This is a genomic window from Telluria sp. ZT3P39, from assembly GCF_059685935.1.
In genome coordinates this window covers 336,651-354,504 of sequence record NZ_JCASIH010000003.1, presented here as the reverse complement: position 1 = coordinate 354,504, position 17,854 = coordinate 336,651, and the positions used below count along the sequence as shown (strand labels likewise).

General features: G+C 61.5%; 16 protein-coding genes and 2 pseudogenes. 10 read left to right on the top strand and 8 right to left on the bottom strand.

All coding sequences use genetic code 11. The features are described 5' to 3' along the window. Window positions 1–260: 260 nt before the first annotated feature. The 4 genes from rfaD to AC56LR_RS05640 form a co-directional block, all read right to left on the bottom strand. Complete coding sequence (gene rfaD, locus AC56LR_RS05655; protein WP_497128402.1) at window positions 261–1,256, bottom strand: ADP-glyceromanno-heptose 6-epimerase; 996 nt, start codon at window positions 1,254–1,256, stop codon at window positions 261–263. 24 nt (window positions 1,257–1,280) lie between these two features. After that, the gene (gene waaF, locus AC56LR_RS05650; protein WP_497128533.1) at window positions 1,281–2,303 is read right to left on the bottom strand and encodes a lipopolysaccharide heptosyltransferase II; all 1,023 of its coding nucleotides are present in this window, start codon (window positions 2,301–2,303) and stop codon (window positions 1,281–1,283) included. 112 nt (window positions 2,304–2,415) lie between these two features. After that, complete coding sequence (locus tag AC56LR_RS05645) at window positions 2,416–3,765, bottom strand: Nal1-like putative serine protease (protein WP_497128400.1); 1,350 nt, start codon at window positions 3,763–3,765, stop codon at window positions 2,416–2,418. A 114-nt stretch (window positions 3,766–3,879) separates the two neighbouring features. Beyond that, entirely contained in the window at window positions 3,880–4,947 is a 1,068-nt protein-coding gene (locus AC56LR_RS05640; protein ID WP_497128398.1) for an alpha/beta fold hydrolase, read from the bottom strand. Between the two features lie 324 nt (window positions 4,948–5,271). On the opposite strand from AC56LR_RS05640, the gene AC56LR_RS05635 reads away from it, so the two are divergent. After that, window positions 5,272–5,694, top strand: a complete 423-nt coding sequence (locus AC56LR_RS05635; protein WP_497128395.1) for a hypothetical protein — start codon at window positions 5,272–5,274, stop codon at window positions 5,692–5,694. 50 nt (window positions 5,695–5,744) lie between these two features. Here the strand turns inward: AC56LR_RS05635 and blaOXA are convergent, their stop codons facing one another. The 3 genes and pseudogenes from blaOXA to AC56LR_RS05620 form a co-directional block, all read right to left on the bottom strand. Further along, the gene (blaOXA, locus tag AC56LR_RS05630) at window positions 5,745–6,551 is read right to left on the bottom strand and encodes a class D beta-lactamase (RefSeq protein WP_497128531.1); all 807 of its coding nucleotides are present in this window, start codon (window positions 6,549–6,551) and stop codon (window positions 5,745–5,747) included. A 90-nt stretch (window positions 6,552–6,641) separates the two neighbouring features. After that, window positions 6,642–7,526 (bottom strand): annotated as a pseudogene (locus AC56LR_RS05625) (M56 family metallopeptidase); the annotation flags it as partial. Further along, on the bottom strand, window positions 7,523–7,903 hold the full coding sequence (locus AC56LR_RS05620; RefSeq protein ID WP_497128393.1) for a BlaI/MecI/CopY family transcriptional regulator: 381 nt from the start codon (window positions 7,901–7,903) through the stop codon (window positions 7,523–7,525). The gene AC56LR_RS05620 and the pseudogene AC56LR_RS05625, both read right to left, overlap by 4 nt. Before the next feature lie 112 nt (window positions 7,904–8,015). Here AC56LR_RS05620 and AC56LR_RS05615 point away from each other — a divergent pair. After that, window positions 8,016–8,633 (top strand): annotated as a pseudogene (locus tag AC56LR_RS05615) (penicillin-binding transpeptidase domain-containing protein); the annotation flags it as partial. A gap of 6 nt (window positions 8,634–8,639) precedes the next feature. Further along, window positions 8,640–9,704: a class C beta-lactamase gene (gene ampC, locus AC56LR_RS05610; protein WP_497128529.1), complete on the top strand. Its 1,065-nt coding sequence runs from the start codon at window positions 8,640–8,642 to the stop codon at window positions 9,702–9,704. A 341-nt stretch (window positions 9,705–10,045) separates the two neighbouring features. Here ampC and AC56LR_RS05605 read toward each other — a convergent pair whose 3' ends face one another. Further along, window positions 10,046–10,249 carry a hypothetical protein gene (locus AC56LR_RS05605; protein ID WP_497128391.1) on the bottom strand — a complete coding sequence of 68 codons (204 nt, stop codon included), beginning with the start codon at window positions 10,247–10,249 and terminating at the stop codon, window positions 10,046–10,048. A 749-nt stretch (window positions 10,250–10,998) separates the two neighbouring features. On the opposite strand from AC56LR_RS05605, the gene AC56LR_RS05600 reads away from it, so the two are divergent. The 7 genes from AC56LR_RS05600 to AC56LR_RS05570 all read left to right on the top strand — a co-directional run bounded on the left by AC56LR_RS05600 (window position 10,999) and on the right by AC56LR_RS05570 (window position 17,853). Then, the gene (locus AC56LR_RS05600; RefSeq protein WP_497128388.1) at window positions 10,999–11,508 is read left to right on the top strand and encodes a hypothetical protein; all 510 of its coding nucleotides are present in this window, start codon (window positions 10,999–11,001) and stop codon (window positions 11,506–11,508) included. 739 nt (window positions 11,509–12,247) lie between these two features. Next, complete coding sequence (locus AC56LR_RS05595) at window positions 12,248–13,480, top strand: tyrosine-type recombinase/integrase (RefSeq protein ID WP_497128385.1); 1,233 nt, start codon at window positions 12,248–12,250, stop codon at window positions 13,478–13,480. A gap of 50 nt (window positions 13,481–13,530) precedes the next feature. Next, entirely contained in the window at window positions 13,531–14,268 is a 738-nt protein-coding gene (locus AC56LR_RS05590; protein ID WP_497128382.1) for a hypothetical protein, read from the top strand. 44 nt (window positions 14,269–14,312) lie between these two features. Continuing rightward, entirely contained in the window at window positions 14,313–14,588 is a 276-nt protein-coding gene (locus AC56LR_RS05585) for a helix-turn-helix transcriptional regulator (protein WP_497128379.1), read from the top strand. Window positions 14,589–14,600: 12 nt separating this feature from the next. After that, entirely contained in the window at window positions 14,601–14,828 is a 228-nt protein-coding gene (locus AC56LR_RS05580) for a hypothetical protein (RefSeq protein WP_497128377.1), read from the top strand. Next, window positions 14,825–15,397 carry a hypothetical protein gene (locus AC56LR_RS05575; protein WP_497128374.1) on the top strand — a complete coding sequence of 191 codons (573 nt, stop codon included), beginning with the start codon at window positions 14,825–14,827 and terminating at the stop codon, window positions 15,395–15,397. Before AC56LR_RS05580 ends, AC56LR_RS05575 begins: the two co-directional genes overlap by 4 nt. Further along, entirely contained in the window at window positions 15,397–17,853 is a 2,457-nt protein-coding gene (locus tag AC56LR_RS05570; RefSeq protein WP_497128371.1) for a phage/plasmid primase, P4 family, read from the top strand. Before AC56LR_RS05575 ends, AC56LR_RS05570 begins: the two co-directional genes overlap by 1 nt. Window position 17,854: the final 1 nt, after the last annotated feature.

The following is a 17,854-nucleotide window of genomic DNA, read 5'->3' as shown; positions in this document are numbered from 1 at the left end:
GACCCTGGTCGCGTTGGCAAAATGGAACGAGACTGGAGTCTACACGACGGTGTTTATGGACGGCGCGTGAATGCGGGGCTCATCTATTAGCTCATCTTATGAATGAAGCCGCGAAATAAGATTGGCTAATACACCGTAGGGTGGGCGGGTTTCCCGCCCGCGCGTTCAACGAAAGGTGTACGCCACGGAGCGGGCCGAGATACGTAATTTGAACGCGCGGGGTAATCTGGTCCAGTGGACCAGATTACAAGCCGCCCACCCTACGATTTCAGGTACTGCATGTACTTTGCCACTCCGCTTGCGACATCCGTGAACGGCTCGCTGTACCCCGCCGCCCGCAGCGCCCCGATATCGGCCTGCGTAAAGCTCTGGTATTTACCTTTCAGCTTGTCCGGGAACGGCAAATACTCGAGCAGTCCCTTCTCGACGATCTGCTCCAGGTTCATCGGCTCCCCGCCTTCATTGGCCAGCGCATTGACGGTGGCCACCGCCAGGTCGTTGAAGGGCTGCGCGCGCCCGGTGCCGAGGTTGAACACGCCGCGCTTGTCCGGGTGATCGAGGAAGAACAGGTTCACCTTGACCACGTCCTCGATGTAGACGAAGTCGCGCATCTGGGTGCCGGCCTCATAGCCATCGTTGGCGCCGAACAGCTTGACCTTGCCCTCTTTCTGGAACTGGTGGTACTGGTGGAAAGGCACCGAGGCCATCGTGCCCTTGTGGCCTTCGAGCGGACCGTAGACGTTGAAATAGCGCAGGCCGACGACCTGGCTGCCCTCGCGGATGCCGTGATGCCGCCAGTGGCGGCGCATGTACTGGTCGAACAGGAATTTCGAATAGCCGTAGACGTTCAGCGGGCGCTCGTGCTCGCGCGCTTCCTTGAACACGGTGCCGCCACCATACACCGCGGCCGACGAGGCGTAGATGAAGGGAATGCGTTCGCGCTGGCAGAACTCGAACAGCGCGATGGTGTAGTCGTAGTTATTCTTCATCATGTAGACGCCATCGGTCTCCATGGTGTTGGAGCAGGCGCCCTGGTGCAGCACGGCCGTGAACTTGCCGTCGAATTCGCCCGCCTTCAGGCGCACCAGGAAGTCATGCTTGTCGGCGTAATCGGCCACCTCGGCATCGACGATGTTCAGGAATTTGTCGGGACGCGACATGTTATCGACCGCGAACACGCTGAAGGGCTTGCGCTTGGATAGCGCATGTACCAGGTTGGCTCCGATGAAGCCTGCTGCGCCGGTGACCAGTATCATTTTCTACCTCGTTTCAATGTGCGTTCAGGCTGCGGCCAGCATGGGCTGCAGCGGTTGCCAGACGTCGCCTGGCAGGAGTTGTTTCATGCAGTTCTGGTGGCCCAGCGGGCATTCGCGCTGCTGGCAGGGCGAGCACTCGATGTGCAGCCACAGCACCTTGGCCAATTCGGAATGTGGCGGCGTGTGGCGCGGGTCGGTCGGGCCGTAGATCGCCACCACCGGCCGGCGCAGCGCCGCGCCGATGTGCATCAGGCCCGAATCGTTGGTGACCACCACGGCCGCGCGCGAAATCAGCGCAATCGCCTCGCTGAGCGAGGTGGAGCCGGCCAGGTTGTGCGCCTCTGGAACCTGCGCGGTGATCTCGTCGCAGACCGCGCGGTCTTTCGGGGAACCGAGCAGCAGGATTTGCGCGTCCGGGCGGTTGGCCAGGATCGTTTGCGCCAGCTCGGCGAAATACGGCGCCGGCCAGCGCTTGGCCGGACCGAACTCCGCTCCCGGCGCGAAGGCCACGTAGGTGCCGGCCGGCAGGCCGAGGCGCGCAATGGCGGCGTCGGCCAGTTGCGGATCGACGCTCATCTCGGGCTCGGGCAGCTTCGCGGGGCGCGGCAAGTGGCGCACCGGCGCGTCGGCCAGCGCCGCATAGAACTGCACCATCGGGCGCGGCGCGGCCTTGTCGTCGTGGTGCATGGCGTTGACCAGGCCATAGCGCATTTCGCCCTTGTAGCCGACCCGCCGCTTGATCCCGGCCAGCCACGGAATCAATGCGAACTTCAGGGTATTGGGCAGCACATACGAATCCGCATAGCCGCGCGCCTTGAGGATCTTCGCGAATGCGCGGCGCTCGGCCCACTGCAGCGAGCCGTGCTTGAAGGGCGATTCGATGACCGTGTCCACCTCGCGCATGGCGCGCCAGACCGGGGCGACCCAGGTCGGGGCCAGCACGTCGATCGGACGGTCGGGATGCAGTTCGCGCAGGCGGCGCAGCAGCGGCTGCGCCATGACGGCGTCGCCGATCCAGTTGGGGGAAATGACAAGCGTGCGCAAGATGGGTCCTTCGTCGGGATTGTGCGGGACCCGAGGCGTCAGCCAGGTCCCTGCATTCGTAATCCCGGATTATAGCAACCAGGGCGCCGGCCTTCCCGTGCCGGGCAAGCGCTTGTCAGGAAGGCTCGGCGCCGGCGCTTTCCTTCACCCTGCCATGCAGCGCGTCGCGCCAGCTGTTGCCGACGTTCGCGCAGACGAAGCGGCACATCGAGGCCGCCTGCTGCTGCAGCATGCGCTGGTGGTTCGCCTGCAGGAATTTGCCGAGTGCTTCGTACAGGTCCCACATCACCTCGTCGGTATCGTGCGAGCCGAGTTTGGCGGGGATGATGGTGTCCGGGTCGATCATGGCTTCGCGCAAGGCCGCCAGCAGCTCCGTCACCGGCATCCGGCGCCACATCGCGGCCAGGCGCGGGACGTTGTGGAAGATGTGGCGGAAATAGATGCGGTTGGTCGAATAGGCGTCCCACCAGGCCTTGCCGCGTTCGGTCTCGCCAAGAAAAGACTCGAAGCGTCCCAGCAGGGTCTCGCCGGGCGAGCGCACGGCATCCCGCGTGGTCAGCACCGACACGCCCAGGCTGTTCGTCACGCGGTCGATGGGTGCGGCGATGGCGATGCGGTTGGTGTCCGGCGACTTGCCCCACAAGAGGCCGACCACGAGATTGTTGTCCTCGTCGATCCGGTGCACGATGGCCGAGCCGGAATCGCCATGGTCGACGAATTCGTGGCCGCTGCCGCAAATGAACAGCATGTCCTGGAAGAGCTCGAGATTGGCTGCCTGCCCGCTGTAATGGATCGCGGTGATGCTGCCGGAAGTCAGGCCGGTGGACACGCCGCGCTTGGCGACGGCGAAGGGCAAGTCGTCCCTGGTGAGTTCGTGGGTGCCGGTGACGGCGCCGATTTCACGGATATAGGCCAGGGCCGTATCGTTGTAGTAATCCAGGCCGACGATGGCGGCGTCGACTTCCGAGCTGTCGTGCACGTCGACGGTCGTGCCGATCTCGTCGCATTTGACCTTGGCCGGCTGGTAGACGGTGGTGCCGACGCTGCCCAGCACGTGCGCGGCCGACAGCGCATAACAGCTGCCGTCGGGCTTTTTGACGATGCAGCCGAGCGTGCCGAAGAAATAGCCGACGCTGAGCTTGGTGCCGCCGACCAGCGGCCGGTACTTGCCGTTGTCCTCGTACATGGCGCGCTTCTCGGCGGTGGCGTCGCAGCGGATGACGGGGGCGTGCTCGATCACGTCGGTGGGAAAACCGTCGACCTCGACCGGGATCTGCTCGTCTTGCGGGATGGATGCCAGGCTGCGCTTGCGCCTCAGGTGTACGCAGATCGCCAGCTCGCCGGTCGGCTTGCCCTGCACGCGCTTCACGCCGATGCTCGTTCCGTGTACACCCGGAATCATCATCGCGACGGCGTGAAAATACTCCTTCGCCTGCTTCATCTGCTCGAAACTCATGTCGTCCATCGTCGCTCTCCCCCTAGAAAGTAACGCAGCGGTAAATGGCCTTACGCCAATAAGTGTCAATTTAGCACCAACTTAATGCTGAGTCACCGGGTATTTACGATCTGCTGGCGCGTTTCACCTGCAGCTGCCGACTTCCTTGAGCATCCTGAACTGGGCATCCATCATCACCGGATTCGGATCGTGCCCGGTGCGCGGCAGCATGACGAATTGCTTGCGCGGGGCCCGGATGCTGTCGAACCAGCGTTTGCCGGTGGCCGGCATCGTCACCAGGTCGTGCTCGCCCTGCAGCAGGAAGACCGGGACGGCGAAGTCGGCGCCGAGCTTGTACAGGTCGACTTTCGACGCGATGCCGTCGCCCTTGTAGCCGACGAACTGCAGCCAGGAGTAATCCTCGCCGGCCGTGTAGTCGGCCTGGTATTGCGCGGTCGTATACTCGGGTGGCGGATTCCACCAGGATTTCGGGGCCGGCTCCGTGACCAGGGCTTCGTACTTGCGCGTGACGCGGCGCAGGACGCCGGGACTGCGCGGGTTGGTCCAGGGCGGCGGGCCGAGGGCGTCGAGTTTGCTGATGGCGTCCTGATCCCTGGCGGCGCGGGCGAGCGCCAGCGTGGCGTTGTAGCTGTCCTGGTCGCCGAAGCGGCCGACCAGCTGGCCGGTGCCGATGTAGGCGCAGAAGGCCTCCGGCCACGATTTCACCATGTGCACGGCGAGCATCGAGCCCCAGGAGCCGCCCATCAGGATCACCTGACGCTTGCCGAACAGCTTCGCGATTTCTCGGGCGAGCTCGGTGCCGTCGTCGCGCAGGCGCTCGACCACCAGCGGCTCGTCATCAAGCGGGCGGTTGCGGGCGTAGGTCATGCCGGAGCCGCGCTGGTCCCATTGCACCAGGGTGAAATCCTTTTCCCAGGATTTGTAAACCTGGTCGGCGTAGGGCGTGGAGGGGTTGCCGGGGCCGCCATGCACGATCAGGACGAGGGGGTTGGCGCAATTGCTGCCCTTGATGCGCACCCATTGGTCGATGCCGCCGATGCGCATGTAGCCCTTTGCGTCGACGGATTTGCCGGGGCTGGTGCAGACGGTCTTGCCGAAGGTGTCGGTGGCCGGGGATGCGGCCTTGGCGATGCCGGTGCAGAGGGTGAGCAGGATGGTGGCGGATAGGACCAGGCTTCTTGTCGTCGTCATGGCGTTCGTCGAGTGTTGTTATGGAAACACCTCTGAGGGTACATCACGACGGCGCGGCAAAGTGCGTGGAATTTCACAGGGGTCTTGCCCCGCCATCCTGAGGCAAGTGTCGTCATTTCGCGCGGATATAGCTTTCTGCAGATCGAGACTGTTTCGTGATGACCCCGCCGGCAGTGCTTGCTCTCCTTTGGCGCTGTCCTAGACTGAATCATCGGAGAAGCGCGATCCGCGTCAGCGATCGTGCGGCACTCCGACGGCACGACATTACGCTGATTCGGCGCGACGCCTGTCCCAAAGACGAGTTTGCTTTGTGAAGGAATGATCATGCGTCCCCTTTCCTACCTCCTCCCTGCCGCCCTGTTTGCACTCGCTTCCAGCGTGGGCGCGCAGACCCAGACCTATCCACGACCCGACACTGCGCCGATCTCGACCGTCACTGTGACGGCCCCGGCCAAGACGGTCCGGTTGAGGGATGAACAGGTCCGGGAAATTGCCGGTACCTATGCCATGTCAAATGGCTGGAACCTGAGAGTGCGCGGTACGCCGCGTTACATTGACGCGACCATCGATAGCGAAAAGCCCATCCGGCTGGTTCCGGTTTCTTCGGACAAGTTCGTTTCCGGGGATGGGAACGTGACGATGGAATTCAACCGGGGTGCGTCGCGTGAAGATATGGTGATGAGCTATGTGCCGGATCCGAAGGACCCGGGCAGAGTGGAAGTGTCGGCGCAGAGAGAGAAGCGCTGACGGGTTGCGCGGATCGAGATGCAGGCGGCTGCCCCGCATCTCGATGAGTGCTAGAGCCGGTCCAGCCGCGCGGGCAGTTCGCGTAACATCGCCTCGCGGGCGCGGGTGCCGCCCATAGCCGATTCCTGCCTTGCATCCAGCACCAGGCGCGCGAACACGACCGTGCGCCCGTCTTTTTTCGCCCATCCGACATACCAGCCATACTGGCGCGTTGCGTCATCGCCGCCGTCGGGCCGCAGCGCCGGAGCAGTACCGGTCTTGCCGGCCACTTCCCAGCCGTTCGCGAGCGTTTTCTGCGGCATGATACGGGCGGTCATGGCATAGGCATGGGCCGACAGCGGCAATTCGCGGTTCGCCACCTTGCGCAGGAAAGCCACTTGCTCGAGCGGTGAAATACGCAGGCTGGAGCCGACCCAGGATTGCGTCACGCCGTTGTCCTTGCCGGGATCGCCGCTGACGTCCCGGTTGCCGTAGCCGAAGCCTTGCACATACTTCTCGAAGCGCGCGGTCCCCAGGCTGGCCGTCACTTGCTGGGCGTACCAGAGCACCGAGTTCTGCAGCCAGCTGCCGGGATCGGTATCGGCGCGCCAGGATGCGTTGTACGCGGGATAGCCTGGCTTGAAGGGCAGCACGGGCGCGTGCGGACTTGTCAGGATGCCGCTGTCGAAGCCCATCAGGGCAACCGGGATATTGAAGGTCGAGGCGGGCGTGACGCGTTCATCGCAGTGGCCTTCGCGGGCCAATTGCTCGCCACTGACAGCGTCGAGCAGCACCGTGCAACTGAATGGGGCCTGCGAGGCAACCGGGGCGATGCGCCAGGCCAGCGCGGGCTGGAAGGCGAGGCTTGCGCCAAATATGCAGGCCAGCCCGGCGATGGCGAGCACACGCGTGACGCGCGCCCGATCGCCGCGCGCCTGCCTTGGCTCGCGAATCAGCGCGATGCGCGCGGCCAGCGTGCCGGGGCACACCGCGCCGAAGGCAAGCGCCGATTGTGGCGTCCCGCGCTGCAGGCGCAGCTGAGCCACCAGCGCCATCGCGTAGGCTTTGCGCTGTGCCGGCAGGCGCCGGCGCAACACGTCGCGGTCGCAGCCGAGCTCCTGGGCCAGGGACAGGCTGGTGCGCAGCATCCGCATGAATGGATTGAACCAGAGCAGCATCTGCAGCACGATGCCGACGCTCGTCCAATGCAGGTCGCGCCGGCGCCAGTGGGTCAGCTCATGCTCGACGATCAGCTGCCGTTGCGCCTCGTCGAAGCTGCGCAAATGGCGCGGCAGCAGCAAGCGCGGCTTGAGCAGGCCGAACAGCATGGGCGAAATCGGCGCGTCCACTTCGATAAAAACAGGCGAGCGGGTGGGCGGGCCATGCGACGGCAGGCGGCTGCCGCTCGCAGCCAGGCCGTCGAGCAGCCGGCGCGCCTGCAGCAGCCGAAACACCTTGCAGCCCAGGCCGAGCAGGTAGGCCAGCAGCCAGGCTTGCGCGGCAAGGCTCAGCCAGGTGGTGGGATGAGCGTCGGCGGCAGCGGCGGCAACCCGGCCGGCCGCCGCCGACACGCTCGCGCCTTGCGGCGCGGCGGGACGGCTCTGCGCCATGTCGGGCAAGTCGATGGGCGGCACCAGGCGCAGGCGTTCACTGTGCGGAAGCAGGATCACCAGGAAGACTGCCACCACGGTGGCCTGGCCCAGCAGCCAGGTCGAACGCTGCGACGCGACGCCAGGCAGGCGGGCAAACAGCGCCGTCATCGCCCACACGCACAGGCCGGCGACCAGGCAACCCGCGCTGGCCAATAGAAAACGCAAGGGCAGCTGGTCCAGCAACTGGGCAAGCCCGGTCATGCCGCGTCCGGGTCATCCGGCCAGCTGTGCAGCAGCTGTTCCAGCTGCGCCAGCTCTGCCTCGTCCACCAGCTTGCTGCCGGTGAACATATTGACCGGCAGCGGTGCATCCATTTCCATCACCCGCTTGCCGAAGTCGTGCGCGAAGGCAGCCAGGGTACCGACCTTTTCCAGCGCCGCTTCATACACCTGCACACCATGCCGCGTGTGCTGGTGCACGGAGCCTTTGTCCAGCATGCGTTCCAGCGTCTTGCGGGTGGAGGAATACGACCAGCCCAGCTCGGGTTCAACCTGATCATGGATTTCACGCGCGCTCAGCGGATGCTGCTTCCACAGCGCCTTGAGGACGGACAGTTCGGAGATAGAGGGGATAGCCATGGCGGATATTGTGCAGGGGTCTGCGACCAATGTCACCAAGAATAAAATAATTGACAGCAATACGACATGAGTCGCATGATGGTCAGCATTGTCGCATATTGAAAGGTACAGCATGAGTTTCCGCATTACCGCCATGGCGCTGCTGGGCGGCATGGCCGCGCTGGCCCCTGCCCCTGTCGTCCACGCCGCCGAAATCTGCACGGCGATCGCCGATGCCGCCACCGGCAAGGTCCTGATGCAGCGCGGCGACTGCCGGCGCCAGGTGACGCCCGCCTCCACGTTCAAGATCCCCCTGCGCCTGATGGGCTACGACGCCGGCTTCCTGAAGGACGCGCAAGCACCCGAGCTGGGCAACCAGGACGTCTCGGGTGATGCCGGGCATGATGGCTTGACCGCTTCCTGGCTGGAATCGTCGCTGCGCATTTCGCCATTGGAACAGCTCTCCTTCCTGGGCAAGCTCGTCAACCGCCAGTTGGGCGTGAGCGGGCACGCCTACGCGATGACGGCGCAGCTGACGCAATCGGGCCAGTCGCCGGAAGGCTGGCGCATCAATGGCAAGACCGGCAGCGGTTCTGGATACGGCTGGTATGCCGGCTGGGCGTCACGGGGCGCGCGCACCTATGTCTTTGCGCGCCTGATTCAGAAAGACCCGGCGCAAGCAGCGAATGTGCCGAGCGGCGTGCTGGCGCGGGACGGCCTGATCGAGGAATTCCCTGCCCTGATCAACGCCATCGAGGTGGACCAGGCGATTCAAGCGCTGATGCAAGAGAACGATGTTCCCGGCATGGCGGTGGCGCTGAGCTTGAATGGCAAGCACTATTTCTACAACTACGGTGTGATGTCGAAAGAGACGGGGCAAGCAGTCAGCAACGCCAGCTTGTTCGAGCTCGGCTCGCTCAGCAAGACCTTCACGGCAACCCTGGCGACCTATGCGCAAGCGCAAGGCAAGCTGGCCATGACGGACCCTGTCAGCCGCCACCTGCCCCTCCTGCGCGGCAGCAGCTTCGACCACATCAACCTGGTCCACCTGGGTACGCACACCGTCGGCGATTTTCCGATGCAGGTGCCGCAGCACATCACGACCTACGATCAGCTGATGGATTACTACAAGAACTGGAAGCCTGGCCACGCGGCGGGCACGCACCGGACCTATTCCAACCTTGGCATCGGCCTGCTGTCCATCGCCACCGCCGCCAGCCTGGGCCTGCCCTATGTGGACGCCGTGGAGAAGACGCTGTTCCCTGCCCTGGGCATGACGCATAGTTATATCAGGGTGCCGGCCGCGCACATGGCGCAGTACGCACAAGGCTATGACAGCGAGGGCAGGCCCGTGCGCGTGCATCCGAATGTATTGGCCGATGAGGCCTACGGTGTGAAGAGCAATACGCGCGACTTGATTCGCTTCCTGGACGCCAATATGGGGCTGGTGAAGCTAGAGGCCAGGCTAGCGCGTGCGGTCGCAGACACGCATCTGGGTTATTTCAAGGCGGGTGTGCTGACGCAGGCTCTGATCTGGGAGCAGTTCCCGGGTCAGGCGGGGGTGGAGCAGCTGTTGGTCAGCACGGGAACGAAGATGTCGCGCGAATCGAATCCGGTCAGGGCCATTGCGCCGCCGCTGGCGCCGCAGGCTGATTCGTGGCTGCACAAGACGGGAGCGACAGGCGGCTTCAGCGCTTATGCGCTGTTCAATCCGGCGCGCAAGCTGGGGATTGTGTTGCTGGCGAATCGGTTTATTCCGGGGGAGGAGCGGGTCAGGGCTGCGTATACATTGCTGGAGCGCGTGGCGCCTGGGGTGCGGTGAGCTGCGTCGGCAAGCCGGAGCAGTTCACGGGCGGCCCACATGCTGAGCGCGGAATCGAAGACTCGCGCGGCATCGTTTCCTTCTTCAGCATTGACGGTGGCGACGGAGCGCCGGGACACATCGCTATCGTGTCGAGAGATCGCTGGGGCAAGTATCTTCGTTGTGGGAATGAGGTCGATGGGACGCCAAGCGGCTGTTACAGGCAGTCGCGTGATGGCCGCTGCTGTAGTCAGCCCTTGGGGAGGCCAGACCTGACTGCGGCCCAGGCGCTGACGGGAGCCTCCGACGTCGAAACGGACAAGCCCGCACCGAAAGGTAGCGGGCTTTTTGCTTTCTCGAGTCTACTTTGTCTTCGACGAACGGTATTCGTCAATCGCCGTAGCGTAGTTCTCGAGCTCGTCAATTACCTCATGAAAGATCACTAGCGCACGTCCCTGTGCATGGGCTTTGGCCTCATCTGTAGGCATGCTTCCGATTTCGATCGAAGCACGTTCCTTTGCAAGCTTGCGAACTTCAGCTGCAAATAACAATCTAGCGTAGTCCATCGCCATCTCTCCTGAAAGAAATTATCGGAAGCACCATGTTTACGCCGGACGCTTTGATCGGTTTGAGCCTTGGAGCGCAGCGGTTTGGCGTTGTTGTATGGTACGCCGCTCGATGCTTAGTGTCAGACGATTTGCTTGCCGTGCTGCGCCGTTGGAAGCTTGTGACAGCCCGAAACACCGGCGGCACTATCACAGCCACTCGACGGCAGCGTCGAGACGCAGGTTCGAGAACGGGGTCAGCGGGGAGCGGGGCTGCTGCCGAGGGCGCGCGATGGGACCGAACTAGCTAGTGTGTCTGACGTTTTCGGTCTTTCGTAGAGGGGCGTGTTGGGATGTGAGGCTTGGCCCCATTCTCAGGTCAGTCATATAAATTCGACACTTTTAGCCCAGTTAGTACGGACTTTTTGTTACAAATGAGGCCAAGAAATGCACATTTACGCCATCATGTCAGACAAACCCCTACACAATATGCACAAAGATTGCCGCAACGCAAGCATATTTCTCAGATGTGACGTCCGTCACAAACTTTGATATATCGAACGATGTACACTACTGTTATTCCTCGCCAGTTTGTGATGGTGATCACATCTCGTATGTTATATGCGAGATATTGAAAGGTATTAACTTACTTAAGTGGCTCGGACGACTAGTCGGCGTGTGACTTAAAGTATCTTTTCTGTAAAGTCGCGTTCTAACTTTACAGAGTCGGCATTGCCGACTAGCTATTACTCCATACCAGGAGACCTCGCATGAATAGTATTAACGAATTTCGCAAGTTGAAAGCGTTCGGCAACCAAATTACATCTGAGGCTACACGTGATCTACAAGAGTCGGTCCGTGACCTCAAGCTTTTACGTCACATTGAAACTACACTCGACGCGCTCGATGTTCGATGCGAACAACTACGTCAGGTGAACCAAGCTGCCGACTACTTTATCGATCGTCTTAAAGACATCGATCCTCTCACGTTCAAACATGACGGGGAGTTAGTGACTTTGTTCGAAAGTGCTCGAGATGCGGTTGGAGATGCGTATGATCGCTTGAGCGTCAAGCACCTCTGCGCAGTTAGTGCCCCGGAGCTTACTGAAGAGGACGGGATTGTCGATGGATATGCCTTACTTCTCACAGAAGTAGCAGCTCTTCATGACAAACTGAATACTCTTTCTTGGATCATTCGGGAGTATGAAGCCGATCAGGACACAACTCTGCCTGGAGAGTTCTCGGGCGCTGACGATCTGTTCGCTGCCATGGGAGTTTAATTGAGTCATTGCGTTCCAAGAATTACAACAATTACAAGGAACGCGAAGTTTGAAAGCGATTTCAAGGCTCTCCCTGTCGATGTGCAAGAGGCTGCCAAAGAAGCAGTTCGAGATCTTACTAAAACTCCCGTTCCAAAATCGAGGCGGCTACACGCGTTACACGGGTACAGGAATCCCAAGGTCTTCACAATCGATGTCACATCAAATCATGCCTACAAGATCTCTCTTGAAATTAGCGGATCTAGAGCGAACCTCAGGCGCATAGGCACACATAAGGTCATTGACCGTTCAGCGTAGCGAGGAAACGGCGGCATCAGGTCTGACATCCCGACACGACCTCGACAATAGCCGGAGAACGCGCTAGCTGGTGTGCACGCATCGCGCGCCCTCGGCGCGCGGGGCTGTCGCCGTTGGCGACAGCAAAGTGGCGATTCGGAGCGGCACGCGCGACTACGCGCGAGGCCTTCGAATCCCCCGCGCAGAGCCCGCAGGGGCTCTGCTTCTCTCCGCCCGGAAACAAAAAATGGCCACCCGAGGGGTGGCCATTCTTTTGTGTCCTGGCGGAGAGAGGGTCCGCCGGGATTGGCGATGGGGCAACATGATTTGATCTGTTCTGAGACCAGCCTTTTGACTTTCCCCCTCTGGTGTTCAGGCAAAAATCCAAAAACGCTTGAATCACTACGTGGCACACGTTAGCATACGATTACATTTTCCTTTGGGGGGTAGAAGGTGGGTAATCATGCCGCGTATCGCTAAGGAACTTAGCGCGCTCGAAATCCGCCGCTTGATCACGCCCGGCTATTACTTTGTCGGTGGCGTGCCCGGCCTGCTGCTTCAGGTCTCAGCGTCTATAAGTCGGTCCTGGCTCCTGCGGGTGACCGTGGGCAGTAAGCGCCGTGAGATCGGACTTGGTCCCTACCCTGCTGTGTCGCTGGCGCTGGCACGAGAGAAAGCCCAGGCGATGCGCGACGAAATCGCTGCCGGTACCGATCCAGTCTCCAAACGTAAGTCGAGCAAACAAGCGCTCCACGAGCAACAGGAAGCGGAAAGACGGCTGGCTTGGACCTTCCGGCGCTGTGCAGAAAAGTTCATCCAGGCAAAGAAGCCGGGATGGCGTAACGCCAAACACGCCCAGCAGTGGCAGAACACGCTCGCCAGCTACGCCTATCCGTTGATCGGCGACATGGCCGTGGCGAACATCCGCGTCGAACACATTATGCAGATCGTGGAACCGCACTGGACGACCAAGAACGAGACCATCAACCGTGTGCGTAACCGCATCGAGCAGATCCTCGACTGGGCAGCCGTTCACGGCTACCGCGAACAAACCAATCCTGCACGCTGGCGTGGTTGCCTCGACAAATTACTGCCCAAGCCCTCAGACGTCGCGCCGGTCGAACATCATCCTGCCGTGCCCTCGGATAACATGTATGGGTTTATGCGCCGCCTGCAGGCGATGACAAGCATGAGTGCACGTTGCCTTGAATTCGTCGTCCTCACCGCGTGCCGCTCCGGCGCCGCCAGGCTGGCTACTTGGGGTGAGATCGATTGGAAAAACCAGGTCTGGAATATCCCGGCCGAACCCGGCCGAAAATTGAAGCGGCTACTCCGTGTCCCGTTGTCTGATCCAGCTCTAAACTTGCTGAAGTCGCTACCGCAGGGCAAAGGTGGCACGCTCATTTTCCCCGGCAAGAACGATCAGCCGCTATCCGACATGGCGCTCACGGAACTCATGCGTGGCATGAGCCTAGAGGCGGTCCCGCATGGGTTCCGCTCGACGTTTTCAAGCTGGGCCGCGTCGTCCACCGCCTATCCTTTTGAAGTGCGCGAGATGGCGCTCGGACATACCGTGGGCAGCGATACGGTGCGCGCTTATCAGCGTGATGACCTGTTCGTAAAGCGAACCTCGATGATGGCAGACTGGGCCGCATTCGTTAACACCAGTCCGCATCCCGAGCAGCCGCCGTCCTGAACGAATTTGGCGGCCTGCACCAAGCGTCTGTCCACCAGCACTAGTTCTAAATGAAACATCCCTCAAAGGTAATGCTCGAGATGGAAAACTATTCGACGTGGTCCAAATATCAAAACGAAGTGGCAATGTATCTTTTGCGCTGGGACGCCGGATTCGCTGAGCGGGTCTGGGCCGCTCTGTGCGCTGACCTGGCGCCGTTCCTGTCCCGTCCTAATTCTGAAGCGCCCGACCCTATCACTGCCGCGCTTCTCCTCCGCAAGCAGGTTCCGACTGCGCTCACCGACGTCGCGGTCAAGTTCAATATCAGCGAGAAACAGATCTGGGCTTTGTTGATCGACCGTGCCGAGCCGACTATTACCTCTCTGGAACGGCTCTCCGACGCACGGGATCAGATTCTTCGCTTGACCGCTCAACAAGATTTCTCCGCCCAACAAAGACTACATGCCAACTTCAACTATGGGGCGGCGGAACGTCAACGGCAGTCAGCCCGCGCACAACACCCGCGGGTCAAGGTTGACGTCGAGTCGGACCAACCGACACCGAACGCAATTATTTTCGAGCTGGCGCGCGCAGCACAGTACGAGGAATACAGCGCGAAAGAGCTATGGCACGTTTTTATCGGGGAAATGGAAGCCAACCATTTTGAACCTGAAGAGGATGATTCCGACCCCAAAGGCACCAAGTGCACGTATTGGCTGGTTAACAAACCGAAGACGCTTTCATTCCGCCATTTTTCTAACGAGATCGCCAGACACCGTAAAAAAATCAGATTAGCCGGGCTACCCTGATTTCCTGAAGACCATGGGTGTTCTCACTCACAAGGAGACACACCATGGCAGCAACAATCATCCAGGCTCACGAGTCGGAAGCATCCGACAAAGGCTCCGATAAGGACCGCATCCCTACCGCCCTCAAGTACTTCGACGACCTGCCCGACTCGGCAAACGTGCGCCAGCCCGTCGTGCAGGGCCTCTACGGCTGCTCGGGCGCCACCGTCTGGCGCGGCGTGAAGTCCGGCCGCATCCCGGCTCCGATCCGCTTGGCCGGCCGCGTTACCGCCTGGAACGTCGGCGAACTGCGCCGTGCACTGAAAATCGCAGCGGCTTAAGGGGCGCCCATCATGGCTAACTCGAACCGCGTCGAATCCTGGCCCCAGGACGACTACTCCTGGCTCACTGAACTTCCGATGCTCTTGTCGCGCCACTCCGGCCTCGGCATCGGCGCCGACGTTGACGCGATGGGCCTCGACGAACTGCGCGGTGTGTACCTCTACCTCTCCCGACTCCAATCCCCATCGCGCACCAACGTGCACTGCCACGGACTAAATAATCCGAAGGACGAAAAATGAAACAGATCAAGAACGATCAGCAGTTCAAAGAAGTGGTCGACAACAAAACGCGTGCTGAACGGAGGCCAGTAATGAAAAACGTCAACCCGAGGCCCAATGCTGTGAACGCCCAGAACAATTCCGAAAACTTCGTGGGTGAGTTGCCAGCGCGTTGCGGCACGATCCAATCCGAGATTTTGGCTCGACTGCTGGCAGGCGGCGAGCCGCTGACGCCAATCGCTGGTGCGCAAATGCATGGTGCAGTTAATCTCAGCGCACACATCAACAAGCTGGAGAAAAAATTCGGCTGGCCCATCAAGCGCGAACGAATGGAAGTTCAAACCGTCAACGGCCGCCACGTGATGACGGTCGGCTACTCGCTGCCGCCAAGCACGATTGAAGCCGCGCGTAAGCTGTACGGGACCGAATGGACCGACGAAGTGAAGTGGTACTGCGACCACTACGAAGACGAAGCAAAGTTCTGCATGTACCTGATGCTCGACAAAGATCCATTGTGGAACAGCTTCATCCCGGAGTCGGAGACCAAATTCCTCGCCGCCTATCTGTACCAGCTCTTGGGTACCCACTAATGGCCGCTGCTCTCCAAACGGAGCGGGAAGTACCTGGCACCTGCGCGACGAATCGTCCTGCAGGTGCCGGGCTCCGCAACACGGCCCAACAAGCCATCTTCTGCGCGTCGCTGCAGGAAGCCTTCGCACGTGTCGGCATGTCGTATCCCGACGTGCCGATCGAGCCTGGCGTCAAAGCACGCTTCCCGACCAACGGCCGTCCCGGCGACAACGCCGGCTGGTGCTTCATGTTCCTCGACGGCACGGGCGCTGCCTTTGGCTGCAACCGAGCCGATACGAAGTTCGTGTGGCAGCAGCGAGATGCCAATACGCCCCCGCCCAGCAAGCGAGAGCGCCGCGCAACGCACGCCAAGGCAGAGCAGACGCGACAGGCTGCCCAGCGCAAACTCAAGGCCGCACACGCGCAGGGTGCTGAAAATGCGGCTCGCATCCTCACTCGGGCAACTGACCTCGGCGCTACCCATCCGTACCCGGTAGGCAAGGACATCAAGCCCTTCGCTGCCCGCGGAACAGGTGACGGCTCGCTCGTCCTCCCAGTCCACGGCCCGGATGGCAAGCTGCAGAGCCTGCAATTCATCTACGCTAACGGCCAAAAGCGCTTCCTGGCAGGGGCGCGCATGAAGGGAGGGCGCTTGGTCCTCGGCGACCTCGCCAGCGACACGCCCATCATCCTGTGCGAGGGCTGGGCCACCGGCTGCAGCCTGCACGAGGCGACCGGCTACGCCGTGGTCGTGTGCTTCTCTGGTGCCAACCTAGCCAAGGTAGCTGAGGACCTGCGCGAGCAATTCCCTGACGCTGTCCTGCACATCGCGGCCGACCTCGACGCACACGGCAAGGGACTGGAGTTCGCCCGCGACGCTGCTGCTGCTGGTGCTCCGGCAACCTTCCTGCTGCCGGAATTTGATGATGGCCGCGACTGCGGCGACTTCAACGACCTGCACCAGGCCGAAGGTCTGGAAGCAGTACGCCAGCAGCTAACGACCGGAAGCGCCAATCCCGGCCATATCGTGGTGCCATTCCGCGCCCCGGTATTGCCTGGCTGCGACGCACGTGACGGTACCGGAGACTCTCGCCCGCTCACGGAACTCGGCAACGCCCAGCGTCTCTTCGACCTGTACGGCAAGCAGCTGCGCTACGTGCACGACGCGGAGTCCTGGCTGATCTGGCAGGACGGCGCATGGCGCTGGGGTCCGACCGACGCCCCCGTGCGCTCTCTCGCCGCCCACCTGCCGAAGTTCATCTACAAGGACGGTGAGCGCTACCCGATGGATGGCGAGCATTTCGCAAAATGGGCACGCAAGAGCCAGGAGCTGCGAGTAGTAAGCGCCGCCGTGAAGTTGTTGTCCGACTTCCCGGCGTTACGCTTGCCGCTCGTGCATGTCGATGCCGATCATCTTTTGGTCGGCATCGACCAGGCTCGCCAGGTGATCGACCTGCGCAGTGGCACGACCCGGGCTGCGGCGCCAAGCGACTACGTGACCAAGACCCTCGGCGTGAAGACCTTGGGAGATGCTGCTGAGGCGGAACGCTGGATCCAATTCCTCGACCAGGTCTTCGACAACGATCGTGCACTGATCGACTGGCTGCAGCGCTTCTGCGGCTACCTGCTGACGGGATCGACGCAGGAACAGATCTTCCTGTTCTGCTTCGGCCACGGCGCCAACGGCAAGAGCGTCTTCATCGAGACGCTTAAGCATGTGGCAGGCGACTATGCCCGCGCCATCGCACCGGAGACGCTGGCCGACTCGAAGCGCCAGGCTGGCAGCGCCTCGCCCGACCTCGCGGCGTTGATCGGTGCCCGACTGGTCCTTTGCAGCGAGACCGAGGACAACACGGCCCTGGCCGAGTCCCTCGTCAAAAGCATGGTAGGTGGCGACAGCATGTCGGTCCGAAATCTCTACAAGGCGCCAGTGCAGTTCACGCCGGTGTTCAAGCTGGTCATGGCGGGGAACCACAAACCAGTCGTGCGTGGCAACGACAATGGCATCTGGCGCCGCATCCGGCTCGTTCCGTTCAGCCAAACGTTCACACCAGATGCGCGTGATCCGAACCTGCTCGCCAAGCTCAAGGCCGAAGCGCCACACATACTAGCGTGGATGGTCGAGGGCTGCATCAAGTGGCAGCATGAAGGGCTGGGCGAGACTCCCTCAGCCGTCGACAACGCAACCGATGAATACCGCGAGGACCAGGACATCATCGGCCGCTGGGTCGAAGAGTGCACCAACCGTGATCCGCTGGGCGTAGTAGCCATGCAAGACCTGTATCGCAGCTACGAAGAGTGGTGCGTTAGGAACGGCCAGCGTGCAGCCAGCAACGTCACGCTGGGTCGCCGCTTGGGCGAGCGTGGTTTTGTCCAGCGCAAGTCCAACGGCAAGCGCCTGTGGATGGGGTTGAGCCTAAAAGATGCGCAGCAGTTCGATATCGACAGCTACCTGCGTGCCACCAAGGGCTACTGAG